This is a genomic window from Nocardia sp. NPDC050435, from assembly GCF_040655395.1.
In the GTDB taxonomy this organism is placed as follows: domain Bacteria; phylum Actinomycetota; class Actinomycetes; order Mycobacteriales; family Mycobacteriaceae; genus Nocardia.
On record NZ_JBFAJW010000011.1, the window covers coordinates 172,460 to 192,805 of the forward strand.

Sequence of the window (20,346 nt, forward strand, 5' to 3'; positions counted from 1 at the left end):
GTCAGCGGGCGGCCGGACCAGCCGGCCGCGGCACGGCAACCACGGTCAGCAAACCGTCCAACCCGCGGAAGTCGTCCGGATTGGTGGTGTACAGCGGAAGGTCCTCCGCGACGGCGGTGGCGGCGATCATCAGATCCGCGATTCGGCGGCGCGGTTTGCGACCGACACTGATGACGCTCGCGCAGACTCGGCCGTAAATCCGCGCGGCCTCTGGACCGAACGGGATCGGGTCGAACTCGTTCTCCGCCCGCTGGAGAACATCCAGCCTGCGTGCGCGCTCGACATGTTCGTCGTATTCGGCCTGTTCGTCGTTGCGTCGTACCTCGTGCGGCCCGGCCGAGAGCTCAGCCAACGTGATGGCGCTGATGGCCATCGCCGCGGGAAGCAGCTCCGGATCGATCCAACGGCGCAGGATCATGATGTTGGTATCGAGCAAACCCTGATCGTGCTCACCGGTCATAGGGGTCGCTCTCTTCCTGGTCCGCGGTGACGTCCTGATCTGCGCGGAAGGCGTCGATGGAGATGTCAGGCGCACTCCGCGACATCGCCGCGAACTCCGCCCGGGAAACGAACCGTCGGCGACGGCGTAGCGGAACGAGTTCAGCGATCTGATGCCCGTCCCGCGTGACAGTGAACGCCTGACCCTGCTGAACCGCGTCCATGATCTCCTTGGAACGATTCCGCAGGTCGCGCTGGGTGATCTCGGGTTGTGCGGCCATCTGTCCACACTAACCGCATGTGCCATGCGGTGCCACCGTGTAGCACTGGGTGGGGCGGCAGGCCCGGTAGTGTCCGCGCGGAGTTCTACCGCACAGTGAATAGTTCCGCAGCACAATCAGGGTGCCGGCAATTGGCCGTCGGGTTAGGGTCGACCCCCGGTCAGCGATCACTTTCAGCGAATAACGAGCGTTCTAGACTTGAATGAGTCATAATTAGGAACGTGTCCACCAATTCGGAGTTCGAGCGAATGCTGCGTGCGGCCGGACTGCGCGTCACGGCCCCGCGCCTGGCTGTGCTGAACGTGGTGCACAACCAGCCCCATGCCGATACCGATTCCATCCTGGGCCTCGTGCGCGAGTCCCTCGGCGCGGTGTCGCACCAGGCCGTCTACGACGTCCTGCGCGCACTCACCGCCGCCAAGCTGCTGCGCCGCATCCAGCCCATGGGCTCGGTGGCGCGCTACGAGACCAGGGTGGGCGACAACCATCACCACGTCGTGTGCCGGTCCTGCGGCGCCATCGCCGACGTCGACTGCGCGGTCGGCGACGCGCCCTGCCTGACCGCCTCCGACAACAACGGCTTCGTCCTGGACGAAGCCGAGGTCATCTACTGGGGCGTCTGCCCCGACTGCGCGGCATCCGAGTCGCGCACGCTTGCGTGAATACACAGCCCAACCCCCATCTCGAAAGGAAAGTTGCTGTGGCACAAGAACACCCGCCCATCGCCGAAGCCAACACCGAACCCGCGGAGGGTGGCTGCCCGGTCGGGCACGGTCGTCAGAAATACCCGACCGAGGGCGGCAGCAGCAACCGGGAGTGGTGGCCCGAACAGCTCAACCTGAAGATCCTGCAGAAGAACCCGGCGGTGGCGAACCCGCTGGGCGAGGACTTCGACTACGCCGCCGCCTTCCAGACCCTGGATCTGGCCGCCGTCAAGCAGGACATCGTCGAGGTGATGACCACCTCGCAGGACTGGTGGCCCGCCGACTTCGGCCACTACGGCCCGTTCTTCGTCCGGATGGCCTGGCACGCGGCCGGCACCTATCGCGTCAACGACGGGCGCGGTGGAGCCGGCGCCGGCATGCAGCGCTTCGCGCCGCTGAACAGCTGGCCCGACAACGCCAGCCTGGACAAGGCCCGCCGCCTGCTCTGGCCGGTCAAGAAGAAGTACGGCAAGAAGCTGTCCTGGGCCGACCTCATCGTCTTCGCCGGCAATGTCGCGATCGAGGACATGGGCCTGCCCACCTTCGGCTTCGGCGGCGGCCGCGTCGATCAGTGGGAGCCCGAGGAGGACGTGTACTGGGGCCCCGAGCGGGAATGGCTCGGCGACGAGCGCTACACCGGCAAGCGTGATCTGGAGAAGCCGCTCGGCGCGGTCCAGATGGGCCTGATCTACGTGAATCCGGAAGGCCCCAACGCCAACCCGGACCCGTTGCTGGCGGCCACCGACATTCGCGAGACCTTCGCGCGCATGGCGATGAACGACGAGGAGACCGCGGCGCTGATCGTCGGCGGCCACACCTTCGGCAAGACCCACGGCGCCGGCCCGGCCGATCACGTCGGCCCCGAGCCGGAAGCCGCTCCGCTGGAGGAGCAGGGCCTGGGCTGGAAGAGCTCCTTCGGCACCGGCGTCGGCAAGGACGCCATCACCAGCGGCCTCGAGGTCACCTGGACGCCGACCCCGACCAAGTGGGACAACACCTTCCTCGAGGTCCTCTACGGCAACGAGTGGGAGCTCACCAAGAGCCCCGCCGGTGCGCACCAGTGGACCCCGAAGGGCAGCGACTCCCCGGTGCCGGACGCCTTCGAGGCGGGCAAGACCCGGCAGGCGGGCATGCTCACCACCGACCTCTCGATGCGCGTGGATCCGATCTACGAGCGGATCACCCGCCGCTGGCTGGAGCACCCGGAGGAGCTGTCGGAGGCCTTCGCCAAGGCCTGGTACAAGCTGACCCACCGCGACATGGGCCCCAAGGTCCGCTACCTCGGCGCGCTGGTGCCCGAGCAGACCCTGCTCTGGCAGGATCCGATCCCGGATCGGGATTACGACCTGATCGATTCCGCCGACGCGGCCGCGCTCAAGCAGCGCATCCTGGAGTCGGGTCTGTCGGTGGCGCAGCTGGTTTCGACCGCGTGGGCGGCGGCGTCCTCCTTCCGCGGCAGCGACAAGCGCGGCGGCGCCAACGGCGGCCGCCTGCGGTTGCAGCCGCAGCGCGGCTGGGAGGTCAACGAGCCCGATCAGCTGACGCTGGTCATCCCGGTGCTGGAGTCGATCCAGGAGGCGTTCAACGCCGAGCAGACCGGCGGCAAGCGGGTCTCCTTCGCCGATCTGGTGGTGCTGGCCGGCAACGCCGCGGTCGAAAAGGCCGCCGCCGACGCGGGTTACTCGGTCGAGGTGCCCTTCACCGCGGGCCGCACCGACGCCACCCAGGAGCAGACCGATGTGGAGTCCTTCGCGGCGATGGAGCCCAGCGCCGACGGCTTCCGCAACTACCTCGGCAAGGGCACCCGCCTCTCCGCCGAGTACCTGCTGATCGACAAGGCGAACCTGCTCACCCTGTCCGCCCCGGAGCTGACCGTCCTGGTCGGCGGCCTGCGGGTGCTGGGCGCGAACCACAAGCAGTCCGCGCACGGCGTCTTCACCGACACCCCGGGTCAGCTGACGAACGACTTCTTCGTCAACCTGCTCGACATGGGCACCGAGTGGAAGCCGGCCCCGGCCGAGGACGGCACCTACTTCGGTACCGACCGCGCCACCGGCAAGGACCGCTGGACCGGCACCCGCGTGGATCTGGTCTTCGGCTCGAACTCGCAGCTGCGCGCACTGGCCGAGGTCTACGCCGAGGACGATTCGAAGCAGAAGTTCGTCGACGACTTCGTCGCCGCCTGGTCCAAGGTGATGGATCTGGATCGCTTCGACGTCGCCTGATCCGGCCCGAACAGCACAGCACCCCGCGCACCGATTCGGTGCGCGGGGTGCTGTTTTCGTAGGTCTAGGCCGCGACGCCCAAGCCCAGCGCGACCGCGACCGGTGCCAGGTAGAGCACCGGGAACGCCACCGTCTTGTACGAGTGCGCGCGCAGCACGGCGACCACCGCGCCCAGGAAGTACAGGATCAGGCCGATCGCCGCGGCCACCCCGATCGCGGGCAGGAACAGACCGGCCAGCAGTCCGACGGCGCCGGCGGCCTTGGCCAGCCCGAGCGGCGTCCACCACGACCGCGGCACGCCGTACTCGACGAGCGGGTCGACGACGAAGGGGGCCCGGCGCAGCAGCGACACCGCCGAGAAGCCGACCCAGGCGGCAGCGGCGATGGTGACGAGGACGTAAGCGGTGTGCATGGCGGTCTCGGTTCTCTCGGTCGGCCCGTTGGCCGGGTTCGCCTGAGTGACGACGCAGCCCGGCCAGGTGTGACATCGGCGGGCGGAAACTTTCTCTGAATTTCTATTGGAATGAAGCATTCCGTTCTGTTAGAGTAGAGTCAACACGCCACAGAGTGTGGTTCCCGAAGAGAGGCGAGACCGATGAGCGAGAACACCGTGACCGACTGGACCGTCCTGAACGAGGCGCACGCCGCGCTGCTGACCGTCGTGCGCGGGCTGACCGCCGCCGATCTGGACCGCAAGACGCCGTGCGCGGAATGGACTGTGACGCAGGTGATTCAGCACGCCGCGGGCGACCAGCTCGCCTATGTCGCCGCCCTGGGCGCGGGCGAGGGCCCGGCCGAGAACCCGTTCGCGCCGTCCGGCACGCTGACCGGATCGCCCGCCGAGCTGGTCGAGCCCGCGGTCGCCGCGGCCGCCGCGGCCTGGGCGGCAGTGCCCGCCGACGCCCAGGCGGTCGCGGTCCCGCTGCCGCCGCACACGATGACCGCCGAGCTCGGCGCCGGCGCGTGCGCGCTCGACGCGGCCGTGCACGCCTGGGATCTCGCGGTGGCCTCCGGCCAGTCCTCGCCGCTCACGCCGGAGCTGGCCGCGCGGCTGCTGCCGGTCGCGCACGCCATCGCCGATCCGCTGCGCGGCTTCGCCTTCGCGGATGCGCTGAGCGGCAACGGCTCCGACGAGGTCGGCGCGCTGCTGCGCTACCTCGGCCGCGATCCGCACTGGCAGGGCTGAGGAATTCGGTCGGTCCGGGCCAGTCGGGTAGGTCGTGCCGGAAGTTTGCTACATAATTGCTGGCATGTGCCTCTCGATCAGTCGTCGCGGTCTGCTCGGTCACGCCGGAGCCGTCATGGGGCTCGGAATCCTCACGGCCGCCGGGAGATCGGAGGCGCAGCCGGCTACGCCGGAGGCGCCGAAGCCCGGGCAGACGACAGCGCTGGCGGTCACCGCCGCCGGCGGCACGCTGGTGGTGAATCTGCCGCCGCCCCTGCCGCCGTTGCGGTTCACCGGGACCCGGGTGGTGCGGGTGCTCGACGGCGGAACGGATTTCGTGAGCCTGCGGGTCACCGACTTCCACGCGGAGGCGGCGCATCCGCTGTTCGGAAAGGTCACGCTGAGACAGCCGGAGGTCGACCCGGGTCCGCAGAGCGTCCTCGCGCTGTCCCCGAGCCGCCTCGGCCTGATCGAAACCTGGCACCAGCACCTGAGAGTCACCTTCGAGCGGTGCGGCGACTGCCCCGGCCCCTTCCGTTTCCAGACCCTCGAACCCGCCGAATGGACCGCCGAACTCCAGCAGTTCCCGCCGTCCGCGCTGAGCACCGGCCGCGACGGGAAATCCGCCGGCGGCGCGCACTATCGCATGACCCGCCCGATCCGCCTCGGCCGGCTGTCACCCGCCGCCGTCGCGCACGCCTCCTGCGACCAGTGCGCCCTCCAATCCCCGCTGCCGAGTGGCGCTTCGGAGTACGCCCGCATAGAGAACCTCGACTTCGCTCAGGGTCGCGTGCCGAACTGACCGCCACCGGTGATCCGGCCGCGGGGGTTGTGCGCCCCGCGTGCGGATGTGATCCTGACCCGGGGTGGGCTGAGGCGGAGGAGTTCTCGTGAAGGTGCAGCACTGCTTGCCGGTTCTGGCGATCGCCGCGGTGATGACGGTCTCGTGCCCGGCCCAGGCGGCCGGGCAACCGTATGTGGCGCTCGGGGATTCCTATGCCGCGGGTGTCGGGATTCCGACCGTCATCGATCAGGGCTGCGACCGATCCGATCGCAACTATCCGCATCTGGTCGCCGCCGGGCGCGGGTATCAGCTCACCGATGTCACCTGCGGCGGGGCCACCACCTCCGATGTCGCCGCGATCCAGATGGCGGCGGTCACCCCGGCCACCGAGGTGGTCACACTCGGGATCTCGGGCAACGACATCGGCTTCGGCGAGATCGTGCGCAGCTGCGTGATCCTGCTGGGCGGCGCCGGATGCCGCAACGAGTATCCGGACATGCCGGAACGAATCGCCAAGGCGGGCGCCGCCGTCGGCAACCTGCTCGACACCATCCGCGAGCGTGCGCCCAAGGCGCGGATCCTGCTGGTCGGCTACCCGAAGATCGTTCCGGACGACGAGAACAGCTGCACCGGCGTGCAGCCGTTCGCGGCCGAGGATCTGGCGTGGGCGCGCGACACCGTGATCGAGGGCCTCAACGCCATGCTCCAGGGGCACGCCGGCGACCGCGTGACCTACGTCGACACCCAGGCCGCCACCACCGGTCACGACATGTGCCGCCCCGCCGCCCAGCGCTGGATCAACGGCGCCCAGGTGGAATCCGGCAGCAACGGCCGCACCATCCATCCCAACAGCGCAGGGCACGAGGCCATGGCCGGTCAGGTCCTGGCCCGCCTGAGCGACCCCGGCGTCCCCACCGGCAGTTTCGGCTCCTGAGCCCTGCCTCTAAGGGCTCACGTGGGCCGCGAGGGTGCGCAGTGCGCGCAGGAAGGCTTTGCGGTCCGCGGGGGTGAGCTGTTCGAGTAGTTCGTTCTCCTGCTGCTGGATTTCGCGCTGTGCACGGTCGCGGACGGCGCGTCCGTCCGCTGTCAGGGCGACCAGGTTGACCCGGCGGTCGGCCGGATCCGGGCGGCGTTCGATCAGGCCGCGGTGCTGCAATTCGTCCAGCACGCCGATGATCCGGGTCTTGTCCGCGCCGATCGCCTTCGCCAGGGCGGCCTGGGTGTGCACGGGCTCGCGGCCGAGCCCGAGCAGGACCGCGTAGCCCCACATGGTCAGCCGGTGGCGCTCGAGGATCGGAATTTCCGCCGCCATGAGCGCCCGGCCCAGCGGCGCGATCATCGCGGCCAGATCGGGGCGGCGGGTTGGCTCCATGGCTAGAAAATACCGTTCGGACAGATAGTAAGCAGTTGCATATCGTACGCATGCGCGTACGATTGGGTGGGTCGGCGACCGACGCCGAGAGCGAGAGGATCACCATGACAACAGCTTCCGAGGCCCGGACCGACCTGCGGGCCCTGCACGCGCGCGTCATCCAGGTCAGCATCGATGTGATCGACGAGGTCGGCGCGGCGGACCTGGCCAGACCCACCCCGTGCGCGGACTGGACGCTGCACGGCCTGCTCACCCACCTGATCGCCCAGCACTACGGCTTCGCCGCCGCCGCCCGCGGCGAGGACGACCTGCGCCGGTGGAAAACGCGCCCGCTCGGCCCCGATCCGGCCGCCGACTACCGCGCCGCCGCCGGCCATCTGCTCGCCGCCTTCGCCGAGCCGGACGTCCCGTCCCGCGAGTTCCCGCTCCCGGAATTCGGTCCCGGCGTCCGCGTGCCCGGCGCGCAGGCGATCGGCTTCCACTTCGTCGACTACGTGGTCCATTCCTGGGACGTGGCAAAGACTCTGGGCTTCCCCGTGCACTTCGACGCCGAGGTGCTCGCCGTCGCCCACGAGGTCGCGGCGGCGGTGCCCGGCGGCGAGCTGCGCCGCGCGCCGGGTGCGGCGTTCGGTCCGGTGGTGCCCTGGCCCGACGGCGTCGGCCTCGACGCCGTCGTGGCCGTGCTCGGTCGCGAACCCGGCTGGACGCCCTGAGCGCCCGTCTCGCCGAGGCGCGCTCGATCAGGGAGTGGCGGTGCGTGCGTTCGGGTCGAAGCCGCCGGGGATCTCGAAGATCGCACCTGTGAAGGTCGCGGCGAAGAGCCGGCCCGCCGCGAAACCGCCACCGCCGCGGCCATAGCTGACCACGCTGGTCAGCGGGCCGGAGGTGCCGAGCAGGCAGCTCTGGCCCGGGGCGTCGATGCGGATGACCTGGCCGGAGACGTTCAGCGGCACCACCGGGCGGTCCAGTGAATCCAGGGTCAGCCCGTCCGGCGCTTCGGAGCCGAGTTCGAGCAGGGACTGCGGCGCGTCCGGCCGGTCGACCGGAATGCGGCTCACCCCGGGGTTGACGAAGGTCCGCGAGACGTAGAGGTAGCGGTCGTCGGCGCCGAGCACCGCGCCGTTGGCGCTGGGCAGCGCCGTCCAGTCCGCCTGCACCACGCCGCCGGGGTAGACCCGGCCGATCAGGCTGCCGAAATCGTTGGTGGCGTAGACGATGCCGTCGGCGGCCACGTCCATGCCGTCGGCCGCGCTGAGCCCGGCCGCGAACGGCGTCATCGCGCCGGTGTCGGGATCGAGCCGGACGATGCCCGCGTGCCGGATCGTGTCGCCGATCAGGACGCGCGGATCCGCGCCGTAGCCGACCAGCAGCGCGCCGTCCGGGCTCCAGGCCAGCGCGCCACCGCCGCCGCTGGGCACCGTCGCGATCGGCACGGCGGGCGCGCCCGGCGCGTCGATGCGGAAGACGCGGCCGGTGAGAATATCGGTGGTGTAGGCCCGTCCGAGCGGGTCGACGGTCAGGCCCTCCAGGGCCGCGCCGGGGACGGCGGCGACCTGGACGGTGGGCTGCCCACCGCCCGGGCAGGCCGGGGCGGCACTCGCGGCCGGCGCCACGGCCGTGCCGAGGACGGCGAAAGCCGTGGCGGCCAGTACGGTTCCCACCTTGCCGATGGTTGTCATTGCCTACCTCGCTGTCAGGCGGTCCGATGTGCCCCTCCGACCACGCCGCCAAGATAGCCGACCACCCGGCCGCCTCCGAGGGAACTCGCTGAAGGCGGCGGTTTCGGTCAGTTCGCGGCGGTCAGCCCGCGCCGCCGCAGCAGCGGCCCGATGTCGGGGGCGCGGCCGCGGAAGGATTCGAATGCCGCCATCGGGTCCACGGCGCCGCCGCGCGAGAGCAGGGCGGCCCGGAACGCGGCCCCCTTCTCGCGGATCGTGGCGGCGCCGTCCTCGAACCAGTCGACCGTGTCGGCGTCGAGCACCTCGCTCCAGATGTAGGAGTAGTAGCCGGCCGAATATCCGCCGGAGAAGATGTGCGCGAAGTAGCCGGTGCGGTAGCGCGGCGGGATCACCTCCACGGCGACACCGGCTTTGCGCAGCGCCGCCTCCTCGAACGCGGCGGCGTCGGTCTCGACCGGCGCGGTGATCCGGTGCCAGGCCCAGTCCAGCAGGGTCGCGGCCAGGTACTCGACGGTGCGGAAGCCCTCGCCGAACTGTTCGGCCGCCGCCATCCGCTCGATCAGCTCCACCGGGATCGGCGCACCGGTCTCGGTGTGCCGGGCGTAATTGGCCAGGATCTCCGGGCGGGCCATCCACATCTCGTTCACCTGGGACGGGAACTCCACGAAGTCGCGCGGCACCTCGGTGCCGGAGAAGCTGGGAAAGCGCACATCCGAGAACAGCCCGTGCAGGGCGTGGCCGAACTCGTGGAACAGGGTGCGCACGTTGTCCCAGGTGAGCAGGGCCGGTTCGCCGGGGGCGGGCTTGGTGATGTTGAGGTTGTTGACCACCACGGCCTTGGTGCCGAAAAGCCCCGACTGGCTGACCAATTCGTTCATCCAGGCGCCGCCGCGCTTGGACGGGCGGGCGAAGAAGTCGCCGAGGAACAGGCCGAGTTCGCTGCCGTCGGCGTCGAACACCTCGAAGACCCGCACCTCGGGGTGGTACCCGGCCAGGTCTTTCCGTTCGGTCAGGGTGATGCCGTAGACCTGTTCGGCGGCGTAGAACACCCCGTCGCGGAGCACGCGTTCCAGCTCCAGGTAGGGGCGCAACGCGTCGGCGTCGAACGAGAAGCGTTCGGCCCGGATCTTTTCCGACCAGTACAGCCAATCCCAGGCGCGCAGCTCGCCCGCCTCGGGGTCGGCCGCGGCCATCGCCGCCGCCAGTTCGGCCTGCTCGCGTTCGGCGTTGGCGACCGCGGGCGGCACCAGCCGCCCGAGCAACTCCGCCACGGCCTCGGTGGTCTCGGCGGTCTGCTCGGCGACGACGTAACTGGCGTGATCGGCGTAGCCGAGAAGCGCGGCGCGCTCGGCGCGCAAGCCGGTGATCCGCACGGCGAGCGCGGCATTGGGCTGCGGGGGCAGGCCGCGCTCGAGGGAGGCGCTCAGCACCCGTTGCCGCACGGCGCGATCGGCCAGTTCGGCGAGGATCGGCTGGTTGGAGACATTCTGCAGGCTCAGCGCCCACTTGCCGGCGTGCCCGCGGGACTCGGCGTTCCCGGCCGCGGCGGTGATCGCCGCGGGGCTCAGCCCGGCCAGCTCGCCGGCGGTGTCGAGCAGCACCGTCGCGGCGTTCATGGCGGCCAGATTGTTCTGGCCGAATTCCGTGGCCGCCGTCGCCAATTCGGCGTTGAGCTCGCGCAACCGGGCCTGCCCGGCGGCGTCGAGGCGCGCGCCCGCGCGCAGGAAGCGGGTGTGGTGCTCCTCCAGCAGCCGCAGTTCCTCGGGCTCCAGGCCGAGGTCGAAGCGTTCGCCGTGCAGCGCCGCGATCCGGGCGAAGAGCTCCGGGTTCAGCAGGATGGCATCGCGATGCGCGGCCAGCCGCGGGGAGATCTCGGCCTCGATGGCGTCGGTGCCCGGCGTGGAATCCGAGCCCGCGACATTGAAGAAGACGTTCGTGACCCGGGTCAGCATGGTGCCCGAACGTTCCAGCGCCACCACCGTGTCGGCGAAGCTCGGCGCGCCCTCGGTGCTGGTGATGGCGGCGATCTCGGCCAGCTGCTCGCTCATGCCGCGCTGGAAGGCGGGCAGGTAGTGCTCCTCGCGGATCTCCGCGAACGGCGGCAGCTGGTAGGGGAGCGCGGAGGGCTCGAAGAACGGATTGCTGGTCACCCTTCGAACTCTAGGCCGGAAACGGGCCCGCGTGCGGTGGACCTGCATTCGGGTCTCGCTTGGATAAAGGTGGCCAGCAAATAACTGATCTCCGGGTGCCGGGTGGTTGCATGGCCCCATGACTTCGAGCGGGAACCTGTCCGGCCGTGTCGACGGTTTGCGGCCCGAGCTGACCGATCTGTTGAAACAGCTGGTGGCGATCCCGTCCATCGCGTTTCCGGGCTATCCGCCCGAGAATGTCCAGCGCGCACACGACTTCGTAGCCGATCAGTTGCGAATGTCCGGTGTCGAGGATCTGCGAGTGCTGGACCTGCCGGACACCGCCCCGGTCGTCTACGGCCGCATCCCGGCTCCGCCCGGCGCGCCGACCGTGCTGCTGTACGGGCACTACGACGTCCAGCCCGCGGGCGACGAATCGCTCTGGCGCACGCCGCCGTTCACGCCCACCGAGCGGGACGGCGCGCTCTACGGCCGCGGCGCGGCCGACTGCAAGGCCAACGTGATCGCGCACCTCGGCGCGCTGCGCGCGCACGGCGGCAAACCCCCGGTCGGCATCACCGTCGTCATCGAGGGCCAGGAGGAGTACGGCTCGGCCCTCGACGATTACCCGGCCGCGCATCCCGAACTGTTCCAGGCCGACGCCCTGCTGATCTGCGACGCGGGCAATATCCGCGCGGGCACTCCTACGCTGACCACCGCGCTGCGCGGCGTCGCCGACGTCTTCGTGGAGGTCCGCACCCTCGCCGCGCCGGTGCACTCGGGCCAATTCGGCGGCGCGGCACCGGACGCGCTGCTCGCGTTGCTGGCCGCGCTGAGCACCCTGCACGACGCCGAGGGCAATGTCGCGGTCCCGGGCCTGCGCCGCGACACCTGGACCGGCGCGGACTTCACCGCCGCCGAATTCGCCCGGATGACCGGCATGGCGCCCGGCATGCCGCTGCTGGGCACCGGGCCGATCGGCGAACGCATCTGGTACGGGCCCGCCATCACCGTCATCGGCCTGGACGCGCCGCCGACCGCGACCGCGGCCTCGGCGGTGGTGCCCTACGCCAAGGCGGCACTGAACGTGCGGGTGCACCCGGATCAAGATCCCGTCGAGGGACAGCGCGCCGTCATCGAGCATCTGGAACGGGTGCGGCCCTACGGCATCGAGTTGCAGGTCACCGGCGGCGAGGTCGGCGCCGGCTACTCCGCCGCGACCACCGGCCCGGCCTACGCGGCGATGCGCGAGGCCATGCGGCGCGCCTGGGGCGCGGAGGTCGTCGACTCCGCCATGGGCGGCTCGATTCCGCTCACCAACGCCCTCGCCGCGGCCAACCCGCGGGCCGAGATCCTGCTGCTCGGCGCCGAAGACGCCGAGTGCAACCTGCACGGCTACAACGAGCGCGTGCTGCTGGACGAGTTGTGCAGGGTCGCGCTGGCCGAGGCCGAGTTCTTCCAGCTCTTCGCCGAGCGGGCGGGCCGATGAACGCGGCGGTGACGGCCGAGCCGGAACAGCGGAAGCACTGGTTTCCCTCGACCTACACGATCCTGGCGGGCGTGACGCTGGCGGTCTGGCTGCTGGCGTTCCTCATTCCGCCGGGCGCGTACCGAACCGACGATCGCGGCCGGCCCGTGGCGGGCAGCTACCACCGGCTGGAAGAGACGAAGTCCTTCGGCGCCCGGCTGCGCGATCTGTTCCTCGCGCCGGTCAACGGGCTCTACGGGATTCAGGATCCGCAGACCGGTCAGGTCGGCCCGGATCTGACCGGTGAGCTCTACGGCGCGGCCGCGGTGTTCCTGTTCGTGCTCGCCGTGGGCGCGTTCATCACCGTCGCCTTCGCCACCGGCGCGCTCGATCGCGGCATCGGCCGCCTCTCCTACCGCCTGCGCCACCGCAGCCTGCTGCTGATCGTCGGGATCATGGTGGTGTTCGCGATCGCCGGCACCATCGAGGGTTTCGCCGAGGAGACCCTCGGGTTCTACGCGCTGCTGGTGCCGCTGACCCTGGCGCTGGGCTACGACCGGATGACCGCCGCCGGCATGATCATCTGCGGCGCGGGCGTGGGCGTGCTGTGCTCGACGGTGAACCCGTTCGCCACCGGCACCGCCTCCTCGGCGGCCGAGATCCCGCTCGGCCAGGGCATCGTGCTGCGCGTGGCCATGCTGGTGGTGCTCACCGCCGCCACCATCGCCTACGTGCTCTGGTACGCCCGGCGGGTCGGATCCGATCCGGCCAAGTCCTGGTCGGGCTGGCTGCCCGGCGACCGGGACGTGCAAGCCGAAGAGCACGAACCGGATCCGCTGACCGGACGGCAGCGGACGGTGCTGTGGCTGGTGGTGCTCACCTTCGCCTTCATGATCTTCGCGATCATTCCGTGGGCCGAGGTGATCAGCGGGCCGGACGCGAAATCCTATCTCTGGCAGCTGGATTGGTTCTTTCCCGAATTGACCGCCCTGTTCCTGGTGGCGGCGGTGGTGATCGGCTTGGTCGGGGGCCTGGGGGAGACGCTGATGACCGAGTCGCTCGGCAAGGGTTTCGGCGACTTCGTCGGCGCGGGCATCGTGATCGTGCTGGCGCGCGGCGTCACCGTCATCATGAACAACACCCAGATCACCGCCACGGTGCTGCACGCCTTGGAGGGCGTGGTCCGGGGCAACTCCTCGGCGGTCTTCGCGGTGGTGGTCTACCTGGTGAATATCCCGCTGGCGCTGCTGATCCCGTCCACCTCCGGGCACGCGACGCTGGCCATGCCGGTGATGGCGCCGCTGGCCGACTTCGCGAACGTGCCGCGCTCGCTGGTGGTCACGGCCTGGCAGTCGGCTTCGGGGTGGGCCAATCTGGTCACGCCCACCACGGCCGTGGTCACCGGCGGCCTGGCGCTGGCGAAGGTGCGCTACGACCGCTACGTCAAGTTCGTCGCGCCGCTACTGGGCATCCTGTTCGTCCTGACCTGCGTGTTCCTGGTGGGCGGGGCGCTGCTCGGATAGCACGCGCACCGGCACGTCGTCCTCCCAGGGCTGGCGGGTCACCATGTCGGCGACCCGCACCTCGCCGTGCTCGAATTCGCCGGTGGCGGCGTCGACCAGGCGGTAGCGCTGGGTGGGCCGATGGATGGGCTGGGCGTCGAGCAGCACCACCCGCACCTCGCCCGGTTCGAACCGGCAGCGCCGCTGCATGGCGGCGATGAGCTGTTCGTTGTGCAGGTGCCCGTCGCCGAAGTTCCAGCCGACGGCGGTGCTGCACAGGCGTTCACCGTCGGTGAGCACGTAGTCGCTCTCGCGGCCGTCGGCCATGGCCCGGTGCACCAGCGTGAACAGCGCGCGGCCGTGGGTGTTCATGGCGCGGAAGGCGTATCCCATGAACATCGGGATCTCCATGCGGTCCTTGCCGTAGAAGCGTTCCAGCTGCGCCTGCGGCATGCTGGCGATGGCGACGATGTGCTGCTCGATCTTCGCGGCGGCCGACGGCTTGACGCACCACAGGGTGGTGTCCCAGTTGCCGGCGTAGTAGCGCATGCCGGGCAGGAAGGAGATCTTGCGCGGGAACAGGTTTCCCGCGATCACGATGCCCGCGATCAGCAGGAACAGCAGGGCCACCGGCACCGGGTGGAGCAGATCGCCCAGACCCGAATCGGCGTGGGCGACGAACAGGGTCAGCAGCCCGAAGATCATGAAGACGTTCCACTCCAGCGGCACGCCCATCGGGATCGCGGTCAGGATCGCCAGGTGCAGCAGCACCAGCAGCACGGCCGCGACGGCGGTCGCCCGCCCGCCGGAGCTGAACAACAGCACCACCGGCGTGATCAGCTCGACGGCCGTGGCGCTGTGCGCGACGACCCGGGACCAGCGGCCGGGCCGCAGGTCGTCCGGGAAGTTCTCGAAGAACTTGCGCTTCATCGGCTTCCAGCGCACCACCGGGCTGTTCGACATCATCGTCGAGATCACGAACGGGAAGTGCTTGTTCAGCTTCGAGGTCGCCGCGCCCATCCAGATCACCACGAACACCACCTTCGCGGCGACGATCATGTCGGCGCCGAACAGGAAGGTGACGGTGAGCGTGGCGTACACCTCGCCGCGCGCCGCCAGGAAGATCACCTTGTCGCGCACGCCGAGGACGGCCAGCAGTCCGAGAATCAGCACGATCGGCCAGACCGGCAGCAGGCCCACCGTGGTGTCCAGCGCCGGGACCGGCCCGGTGCCGTCGAGGAACAGCGTGACCGCGGTGGCCAGCAGCAGCGCCGCGTACAGCGCGGCGTCGACCGGCGTGCGGGTGTCGCCCGCGGTCAGCGGCACCCGCCCGGGCCACGGCGGCAGCCGGATCGTGCCGGGCCGCAACCAGTACAGGATCGAGCCCATCGGGGGAAAGAACCGGTTGTTCAGCGGTCCGAAGCCGCAGCCCAGGCCCAGCACTTCGAACAGCAGCGTGTACAGCACCAGCTTCTGGAACACGATCGGCTCCGACCACCAGTCGCCGACCCGGGTGAAGCCGTCGATGCCCGCGGTGCTCAGCGCGATCAGCCAGGCGCCGAGCAGGTAGAGCAGGATCTTGGCGACGTAGAACAGGTGCAACGCCGCGGGCGAGCCGAACCCCACCTCGGCCCAGTGCCGCGCCATCGGCCGGATCCGTTCGCCGCGTGTGCCTTTGCGCCACTCCGCCAGGTCGACCACCGGCAGTTCGGGCTGAAGAAACCCCATCGCGCACGCTCCGATCCGAGACTCCCCGGGCGTGGACGGTCCGGGTTTTCGACACGGTGGCAGCGGTGCCGCGGTCCGTCAATCGCCAGTCCTGCACGGTGGGACGGGGACTTGCCGCGGGGATGGCGGGTGGCGGCGGCACTGGCCTACGCTGGCCCGATCGCGGATCGAGGGTGGAGACATCGGTGAAAAACGTACTGATCAAAGGGCAGAACGGCGAACTCGCCGCGGCGCGGGTCGTGGTGGCACTGCGGGCGGGTGTGGCCGCGGATCTGTCGGCGCTGCTGGTGACCGCGGCGGGCAAGGTGCGCTCGGACGCGGATTTCGTGTTCTTCAATCAGCCGAGCGCCCCGGGCGTCGAATTGCGCTCGGGCGCACTGTCGGTCACGCCGGACGGCCTGCCCGGGGAGATCGACCAGCTGCGTGCGGTGCTCACCCTGGACGACGCGGGGGCCCGTTTCGGCGGGGGCGCGCCGCCGGTGGTCACCGTCGCCGACGACACCGGAAACCTGTTGTACGAGTACGTCGTCGAGGGTTTGGACACCGAGTCGGTGGTGATCGCGCTGGAGCTCTACCGGCGCGGCGCGGGCTGGAAGGTCCGCGCGGTCGGGCAGGGCTACGCGGGCGGATTCGCCGATCTGGTCACCGATCACGGCGTCAGCGTGGACGACGAACCGCAGGCGCTCGAAATCCGCACGGTACCGGGCGAAGCCAAGCTCTCGCTGGACAAGCGCGAGCGGCTGGATCTGCGCAAACGCGCGGTGGTGGAGGTGCTGAGCAGCCGCGACGCCGCGGGTGCGCGGGCCCGGGTGGTGCTGGTGATCGACAAGACCGGCAGCATCGCCAAGCAGTACAACACCAAGGTGGTGCACCGCGTCGTGGACCGGATGATCCCGATCGCCACCCAGCTCGACGACGACGGCACGCTGGAGGCGTACCTCTACGCCCTGCGCTTCCTGAAGCTCCCGGATATCACCGTCGCCGACAGCGAGGCGTGGTCGGCGACCTATTTGCACCTCACCGGCACCCACGCGGGCCTGGACTACGACGAACTCGGCCTGCGCAACGACGAATTGCCCATCATGCGCGCTCTGATCGACACGCTGCGCCCGGGCGCCGGCCCGACGCTGGTGCTGTTCTTCACCGACGGCGGTTTCAAGCAGAAGTGGCACATCACCGAGCTGATGCGGGAGGCGTCGCGGCTGCCGGCGTTCTGGCAGTTCGTCGGGCTGGGCAAGGCGAATTACGGTGTGCTGCGCAATCTGGACGAGATGGACGGCCGGGCCGTTGATAACGCGGGCTTCTTCACCACCGACGACATAGATCACATGGACGACGCCGAACTGTACCGACGGCTGCTGGGCGAGTTCGCCGAGTGGTTGCACGCCGCCCGGTCAGCAGGCATCGTGGCACCCGCTCTCCCGACCCGATAGGAACGACATGCGCTCTTTCAAGCTCGGCATCCTCGCCTGCGCCCTCGCCGTCGCCACCCTGGGCGCCGCCGCCCCGGCCTACGCCGCGGAACCCGAGGAGAACGTTACCCTCGACATCAACCTGCTGGGTTGTTCACTCAGCGCGGGCCTGGGCGGGGAACTGCTGGCGGCCTTCGGAACCGGGTCCAGCAGCGGGTCCAGCGGCAAGATCTCCACCGGCCTGGCCACCCGCCTGCGCCTGGCGGGATGCCTGCCCTGGCGCTGAGGACGTTGCTTCAGCTTGGTCGCAGTGCGGTTTCACGCACTCGGCGACCGGTATCCGGCGGTGAAACCGGCTTCGGGGCCGTTCAGTACGGTCTGTTCGTAATACCCGGACTTGTAAGTTAGGTTAACCGAACTTATCATTCAGGCGTATGAAGGTTTGGTTGCACACTGATCGGCGTGTCCCCTTGCGTGCGCTGGTCGCGGCCCTCGCCGCGGTCACCGCCCTGGCGCTCACCGGCTGCGGCGGCAGCACCGCGCGCGACGGCAAACCGGTGGTGCTGACCACCTTCACCGTGCTCGCCGATATCGCCCGCAATGTGGCCGGTCCGCACCTGACGGTCGAGTCGATCACCAAGGCCGGCGCGGAGATCCACGGCTACGAACCCACCCCCGGCGATATCCGCACCGCGGCGAAGGCCGATCTGATCCTCGACAACGGCCTGAACCTGGAGGCCTGGTTCGCGCAGTTCGTCGGCGACGCGCGGGTCGAGCACGTCGTGGTCAGCGAGGGCATCACCCCGATCCCCATCGGCGAGGACGCCTACCGGGGCAAACCCAACCCGCACGCCTGGATGTCGCCGCTGAACGTGCAGATCTACGTCGACAACATGGTGCGCGCCTTCGAGAAGCTGGCCCCCGCGCACGCCGCCGACTTCCGCGCCAACGGCGCCGCCTACAAGACCCGGTTGCAGCAGGTGCACACCGATCTCACCGGTACCCTCGCCGCGCTGCCGCCCAACGAGCGCGCGCTGGTCACCTGCGAGGGCGCGTTCTCCTACCTGGCGCGCGACGCCGGCCTGACCGAGAAGTACATCTGGGCCGTGAACGCCGAGCAGCAGGCCACGCCGCAGCAGATCGCCTCGGTCATCGAATTCGTCCGCGGCAACCAGGTGCCCGCGGTGTTCTGCGAATCCACCGTCTCCGACGCACCGATGCAGCGGGTCGTCGAGGCCACCGGAACCCGGTTCGGCGGAACGCTCTACGTCGATTCGCTGTCGGAGGCCGACGGCCCGGTGCCCACCTATCTGGACCTGCTGCGCCACGACGCCGACACGATCAGCGCCGCACTGACGGGAAGAAAGCCATGACCATCGCCATCGAAGTCGACGCCGTCACCGTGCACTACGGCGACGTGCTCGCCCTGGAAGACGTCTCGATCACCGTGCGGCACGGCCGGATCTGCGGGCTGGTCGGGATGAACGGCTCCGGCAAGTCCACGCTGTTCAAAACCATCATGGGCATGGCGGCCCCGGATCGCGGGACCGTGCGCATCGACGGCGGCTCGCACGTGGCGGCGCGGCGGGCGGGCACGCTCGGCTACGTCCCGCAGAGCGAAGACGTCGACTGGAGCTTCCCGCTGTCGGTGCACGACGTGGTCATGACCGGGCGCTACGGGCACCTGGGTTTCACCCGCAGGCCGCGCCGGGCCGACCGCGCGGCCGTCGCGCACGCCCTGGAACGGGTCGAGCTGACCGACCTGGCGCACCGGCAGATCGGCCAGCTCTCCGGCGGCCAGCGCAAGCGCGCCTTCGTCGCCCGCGGCCTGGCCCAGGGCGCCACCATCCTGCTGCTCGACGAGCCCTTCGCCGGCGTGGACAAGCGCTCCGAGGCCACCATCACCGGCGTGCTGCGCGAGCTGGCCGCCGCCGGAGCGGCCGTGCTCATCTCCACCCACGATCTGCATTCGCTGCCCGACCTCGCCGACGACGCGATCCTGCTGATGCGCGGCGTGCTCGCGCACGGCGACCCGCACGAGGTGCTGCGGCCGGAGAACCTGGCGCGCGCCTTCGGGATCGACGTGCTCGACCGCGGCCCCGACGATCTCCCGAAGGCCGGATGACCATGACCCCCACCGAATTCCTGATCGAGCCGCTCGGCTACGACTTCATGACCCGGGCCCTGCTCACCTGCGTCATCACCGCCGTGGTGTGCGCGGTGCTGTCCTGCTGGCTGGTGCTGATCGGCTGGTCGCTGATGGGCGACGCGGTCTCGCACGCCGTGCTGCCCGGCGTGGTGCTCGCCTACATCGTGGGCGCGCCGTTCGCCGTCGGCGCCGTCGTGTTTGGCTTTCTCGCCGTCGCGCTGATCGGCGTGGTGCGCAGCACCAGCCGGGTGAAGGAGGACGCCGCGATCGGCATCGTCTTCACCACGCTGTTCGCGTTCGGTCTGGTGCTGGTGTCGGTGACGCCCAGCCAGACCGATCTGAACCACATCATCTTCGGCAACCTGCTCGGCGTCAGCCGGTCCGAGCTGGCGCAGGTGGCGATCCTGGCCGTGATCGTGCTGGCCGCGCTGGTCGCCAAGCGGCGCGACTTCACCCTCTACGCCTTCGATCCCACGCACGCGCACGCCCTCGGCCTGCGCCCGCGCCTGCTGGGGGCGGCGCTGCTGGCGTTGCTGGCGCTGACCGCCGTGCTGGCGCTGCAGGCCGTCGGGGTCATCCTGGTGGTCGCCATGCTGATCATTCCCGGGGCCACCGCCTACCTGCTCACCGATCGCTTCGGCCGGATGCTGCTGATCGCGCCGACCGTCTCTGCCACCTGCTCGGTCGCCGGGCTCTATCTCAGTTACCACCTCGACACCGCGCCCGGCGCGATGGTGGTGCTCGTGCAAGGTGCGGCTTTCACGCTCGTTTATCTCTTCGCTCCGCGCCAGGGCGTGCTCGGCAAGCGGCTCGCCGCCCGCCGCCGCACCGCGCTCGCGGCCAAGGCCTGAAAGTTCACCGCCTACTCCCGCGCATCGCGCAGACTGGTGGCGTGGCGAATGACCGGACTCAGTTGATCGTGGTCGATGCGGCGAACGTCGTCGGCTCCAAACCCGATGGGTGGTGGAAGGATCGGGCCGGCGCGGCCCGCCGGCTGCTGCTGAAGATCGCGACGCTGAACGAGCGTCCCGGAGACGTGGTGGTCGTGCTGGAGGGCGCGGCGAAGGCCGCGATCACCGGCGACACACCGGAATCGGACGTGCTGCGGGTGGTCTCGGCCGACGGGTCCGGCGACGACGCGATCGTGCGGGTCGTCACCGCCGCCCGGGAAGCGGACAGCAAGCGCTCGATCATCGTCGTGACGGCCGACCGCGGACTGCGCGACCGGGTCGAGGCGCTGGGCGCCGGCACCGTGGGCCCGCGCTGGTTGCTGGACCGCTTCGAACCCTGAGCCGGCCGCGAATCGGTTT

The 20,346-nt window shown here is 70.0% G+C and carries 21 protein-coding genes; 14 read left to right on the forward strand and 7 right to left on the reverse strand.

The window, feature by feature from the left end:
- Position 1: 1 nt before the first annotated feature.
- Together AB0I43_RS30875 and AB0I43_RS30880 are read right to left on the reverse strand one after the other, a co-directional pair.
- Positions 2-460, reverse strand: coding sequence for a type II toxin-antitoxin system VapC family toxin (locus AB0I43_RS30875; RefSeq protein ID WP_356971374.1), 459 nt, complete (start codon positions 458-460; stop codon positions 2-4).
- Entirely contained in the window at positions 450-719 is a 270-nt protein-coding gene (locus AB0I43_RS30880; protein WP_356971372.1) for a type II toxin-antitoxin system prevent-host-death family antitoxin, read from the reverse strand. Before AB0I43_RS30880 ends, AB0I43_RS30875 begins: the two co-directional genes overlap by 11 nt.
- A 221-nt stretch (positions 720-940) precedes the next feature.
- On the opposite strand from AB0I43_RS30880, the gene AB0I43_RS30885 reads away from it, so the two are divergent.
- Complete coding sequence (locus AB0I43_RS30885) at positions 941-1,381, forward strand: Fur family transcriptional regulator (protein ID WP_356971370.1); 441 nt, start codon at positions 941-943, stop codon at positions 1,379-1,381.
- Between the two features lie 38 nt (positions 1,382-1,419).
- A complete protein-coding gene (gene katG / locus AB0I43_RS30890) occupies positions 1,420-3,648 on the forward strand; it encodes a catalase/peroxidase HPI (protein WP_356971368.1) in 2,229 nt (742 codons plus the stop codon).
- 64 nt (positions 3,649-3,712) lie between these two features.
- On the opposite strand, the gene AB0I43_RS30895 is transcribed toward katG, so the two are convergent.
- A complete protein-coding gene (locus tag AB0I43_RS30895) occupies positions 3,713-4,060 on the reverse strand; it encodes a DoxX family protein (RefSeq protein ID WP_356971367.1) in 348 nt (115 codons plus the stop codon).
- A 183-nt stretch (positions 4,061-4,243) separates the two neighbouring features.
- On the opposite strand from AB0I43_RS30895, the gene AB0I43_RS30900 reads away from it, so the two are divergent.
- The 3 genes from AB0I43_RS30900 to AB0I43_RS30910 all read left to right on the forward strand — a co-directional run bounded on the left by AB0I43_RS30900 (position 4,244) and on the right by AB0I43_RS30910 (position 6,531).
- Positions 4,244-4,834, forward strand: a complete 591-nt coding sequence (locus AB0I43_RS30900) for a TIGR03086 family metal-binding protein (RefSeq protein WP_356971366.1) — start codon at positions 4,244-4,246, stop codon at positions 4,832-4,834.
- Positions 4,835-4,898: 64 nt separating this feature from the next.
- The gene (locus AB0I43_RS30905; protein WP_356971365.1) at positions 4,899-5,615 is read left to right on the forward strand and encodes a hypothetical protein; all 717 of its coding nucleotides are present in this window, start codon (positions 4,899-4,901) and stop codon (positions 5,613-5,615) included.
- An 88-nt stretch (positions 5,616-5,703) separates the two neighbouring features.
- Positions 5,704-6,531 carry an SGNH/GDSL hydrolase family protein gene (locus AB0I43_RS30910; protein ID WP_356971364.1) on the forward strand — a complete coding sequence of 276 codons (828 nt, stop codon included), beginning with the start codon at positions 5,704-5,706 and terminating at the stop codon, positions 6,529-6,531.
- A 9-nt stretch (positions 6,532-6,540) separates the two neighbouring features.
- Here the strand turns inward: AB0I43_RS30910 and AB0I43_RS30915 are convergent, their stop codons facing one another.
- The gene (locus AB0I43_RS30915) at positions 6,541-6,969 is read right to left on the reverse strand and encodes a MarR family transcriptional regulator (RefSeq protein WP_356971363.1); all 429 of its coding nucleotides are present in this window, start codon (positions 6,967-6,969) and stop codon (positions 6,541-6,543) included.
- Between the two features lie 104 nt (positions 6,970-7,073).
- On the opposite strand from AB0I43_RS30915, the gene AB0I43_RS30920 reads away from it, so the two are divergent.
- Positions 7,074-7,682 carry a TIGR03086 family metal-binding protein gene (locus AB0I43_RS30920; protein ID WP_356971362.1) on the forward strand — a complete coding sequence of 203 codons (609 nt, stop codon included), beginning with the start codon at positions 7,074-7,076 and terminating at the stop codon, positions 7,680-7,682.
- Positions 7,683-7,709: 27 nt separating this feature from the next.
- On the opposite strand, the gene AB0I43_RS30925 is transcribed toward AB0I43_RS30920, so the two are convergent.
- A complete protein-coding gene (locus AB0I43_RS30925) occupies positions 7,710-8,648 on the reverse strand; it encodes a hypothetical protein (protein WP_357433054.1) in 939 nt (312 codons plus the stop codon).
- A gap of 107 nt (positions 8,649-8,755) precedes the next feature.
- Positions 8,756-10,798, reverse strand: a complete 2,043-nt coding sequence (locus AB0I43_RS30930) for a M3 family metallopeptidase (RefSeq protein WP_356971360.1) — start codon at positions 10,796-10,798, stop codon at positions 8,756-8,758.
- A gap of 118 nt (positions 10,799-10,916) precedes the next feature.
- On the opposite strand from AB0I43_RS30930, the gene AB0I43_RS30935 reads away from it, so the two are divergent.
- Positions 10,917-12,266, forward strand: a complete 1,350-nt coding sequence (locus AB0I43_RS30935; protein WP_356971359.1) for a M20/M25/M40 family metallo-hydrolase — start codon at positions 10,917-10,919, stop codon at positions 12,264-12,266.
- On the forward strand, positions 12,263-13,768 hold the full coding sequence (locus AB0I43_RS30940; protein ID WP_356971357.1) for a YfcC family protein: 1,506 nt from the start codon (positions 12,263-12,265) through the stop codon (positions 13,766-13,768). Before AB0I43_RS30935 ends, AB0I43_RS30940 begins: the two co-directional genes overlap by 4 nt.
- On the opposite strand, the gene AB0I43_RS30945 is transcribed toward AB0I43_RS30940, so the two are convergent.
- A complete protein-coding gene (locus AB0I43_RS30945) occupies positions 13,706-15,475 on the reverse strand; it encodes a DUF3556 domain-containing protein (protein ID WP_356971356.1) in 1,770 nt (589 codons plus the stop codon). The two genes, AB0I43_RS30940 and AB0I43_RS30945, sit on opposite strands and share 63 nt — an antisense overlap.
- A 185-nt stretch (positions 15,476-15,660) precedes the next feature.
- On the opposite strand from AB0I43_RS30945, the gene AB0I43_RS30950 reads away from it, so the two are divergent.
- The 6 genes from AB0I43_RS30950 to AB0I43_RS30975 all read left to right on the forward strand — a co-directional run bounded on the left by AB0I43_RS30950 (position 15,661) and on the right by AB0I43_RS30975 (position 20,327).
- A complete protein-coding gene (locus AB0I43_RS30950; protein ID WP_356971355.1) occupies positions 15,661-16,908 on the forward strand; it encodes a VWA domain-containing protein in 1,248 nt (415 codons plus the stop codon).
- Positions 16,909-16,915: 7 nt separating this feature from the next.
- Positions 16,916-17,173, forward strand: a complete 258-nt coding sequence (locus AB0I43_RS30955) for a hypothetical protein (protein WP_356971353.1) — start codon at positions 16,916-16,918, stop codon at positions 17,171-17,173.
- Between the two features lie 148 nt (positions 17,174-17,321).
- The gene (locus AB0I43_RS30960) at positions 17,322-18,260 is read left to right on the forward strand and encodes a metal ABC transporter substrate-binding protein (protein ID WP_356971351.1); all 939 of its coding nucleotides are present in this window, start codon (positions 17,322-17,324) and stop codon (positions 18,258-18,260) included.
- The gene (locus AB0I43_RS30965) at positions 18,257-19,012 is read left to right on the forward strand and encodes a metal ABC transporter ATP-binding protein (protein ID WP_356971349.1); all 756 of its coding nucleotides are present in this window, start codon (positions 18,257-18,259) and stop codon (positions 19,010-19,012) included. Before AB0I43_RS30960 ends, AB0I43_RS30965 begins: the two co-directional genes overlap by 4 nt.
- A gap of 2 nt (positions 19,013-19,014) precedes the next feature.
- Positions 19,015-19,887 carry a metal ABC transporter permease gene (locus AB0I43_RS30970; protein ID WP_356971347.1) on the forward strand — a complete coding sequence of 291 codons (873 nt, stop codon included), beginning with the start codon at positions 19,015-19,017 and terminating at the stop codon, positions 19,885-19,887.
- A gap of 41 nt (positions 19,888-19,928) precedes the next feature.
- Positions 19,929-20,327: a hypothetical protein gene (locus AB0I43_RS30975; RefSeq protein WP_356971345.1), complete on the forward strand. Its 399-nt coding sequence runs from the start codon at positions 19,929-19,931 to the stop codon at positions 20,325-20,327.
- Positions 20,328-20,346 lie beyond the last annotated feature (19 nt).

Excerpts from the sequence above, each read along its gene's own strand:
- AB0I43_RS30875 (WP_356971374.1), bottom strand. The coding sequence starts at position 460 with ATGACCGGTGAGCACGATCAGGGTTTGCTCGATACCAACATCATGATC.
- AB0I43_RS30880 (WP_356971372.1), bottom strand. The coding sequence starts at position 719 with ATGGCCGCACAACCCGAGATCACCCAGCGCGACCTGCGGAATCGTTCC.
- AB0I43_RS30895 (WP_356971367.1), bottom strand. The coding sequence starts at position 4,060 with ATGCACACCGCTTACGTCCTCGTCACCATCGCCGCTGCCGCCTGGGTC.
- AB0I43_RS30900 (WP_356971366.1), top strand. The coding sequence starts at position 4,244 with ATGAGCGAGAACACCGTGACCGACTGGACCGTCCTGAACGAGGCGCAC.
- AB0I43_RS30905 (WP_356971365.1), top strand. The coding sequence starts at position 4,899 with ATGTGCCTCTCGATCAGTCGTCGCGGTCTGCTCGGTCACGCCGGAGCC.
- AB0I43_RS30915 (WP_356971363.1), bottom strand. The coding sequence starts at position 6,969 with ATGGAGCCAACCCGCCGCCCCGATCTGGCCGCGATGATCGCGCCGCTG.
- AB0I43_RS30920 (WP_356971362.1), top strand. The coding sequence starts at position 7,074 with ATGACAACAGCTTCCGAGGCCCGGACCGACCTGCGGGCCCTGCACGCG.
- AB0I43_RS30925 (WP_357433054.1), bottom strand. The coding sequence starts at position 8,648 with ATGACAACCATCGGCAAGGTGGGAACCGTACTGGCCGCCACGGCTTTC.
- AB0I43_RS30935 (WP_356971359.1), top strand. The coding sequence starts at position 10,917 with ATGACTTCGAGCGGGAACCTGTCCGGCCGTGTCGACGGTTTGCGGCCC.
- AB0I43_RS30940 (WP_356971357.1), top strand. The coding sequence starts at position 12,263 with ATGAACGCGGCGGTGACGGCCGAGCCGGAACAGCGGAAGCACTGGTTT.
- AB0I43_RS30945 (WP_356971356.1), bottom strand. The coding sequence starts at position 15,475 with ATGGGGTTTCTTCAGCCCGAACTGCCGGTGGTCGACCTGGCGGAGTGG.
- AB0I43_RS30955 (WP_356971353.1), top strand. The coding sequence starts at position 16,916 with ATGCGCTCTTTCAAGCTCGGCATCCTCGCCTGCGCCCTCGCCGTCGCC.
- AB0I43_RS30960 (WP_356971351.1), top strand. The coding sequence starts at position 17,322 with ATGAAGGTTTGGTTGCACACTGATCGGCGTGTCCCCTTGCGTGCGCTG.
- AB0I43_RS30965 (WP_356971349.1), top strand. The coding sequence starts at position 18,257 with ATGACCATCGCCATCGAAGTCGACGCCGTCACCGTGCACTACGGCGAC.
- AB0I43_RS30970 (WP_356971347.1), top strand. The coding sequence starts at position 19,015 with ATGACCCCCACCGAATTCCTGATCGAGCCGCTCGGCTACGACTTCATG.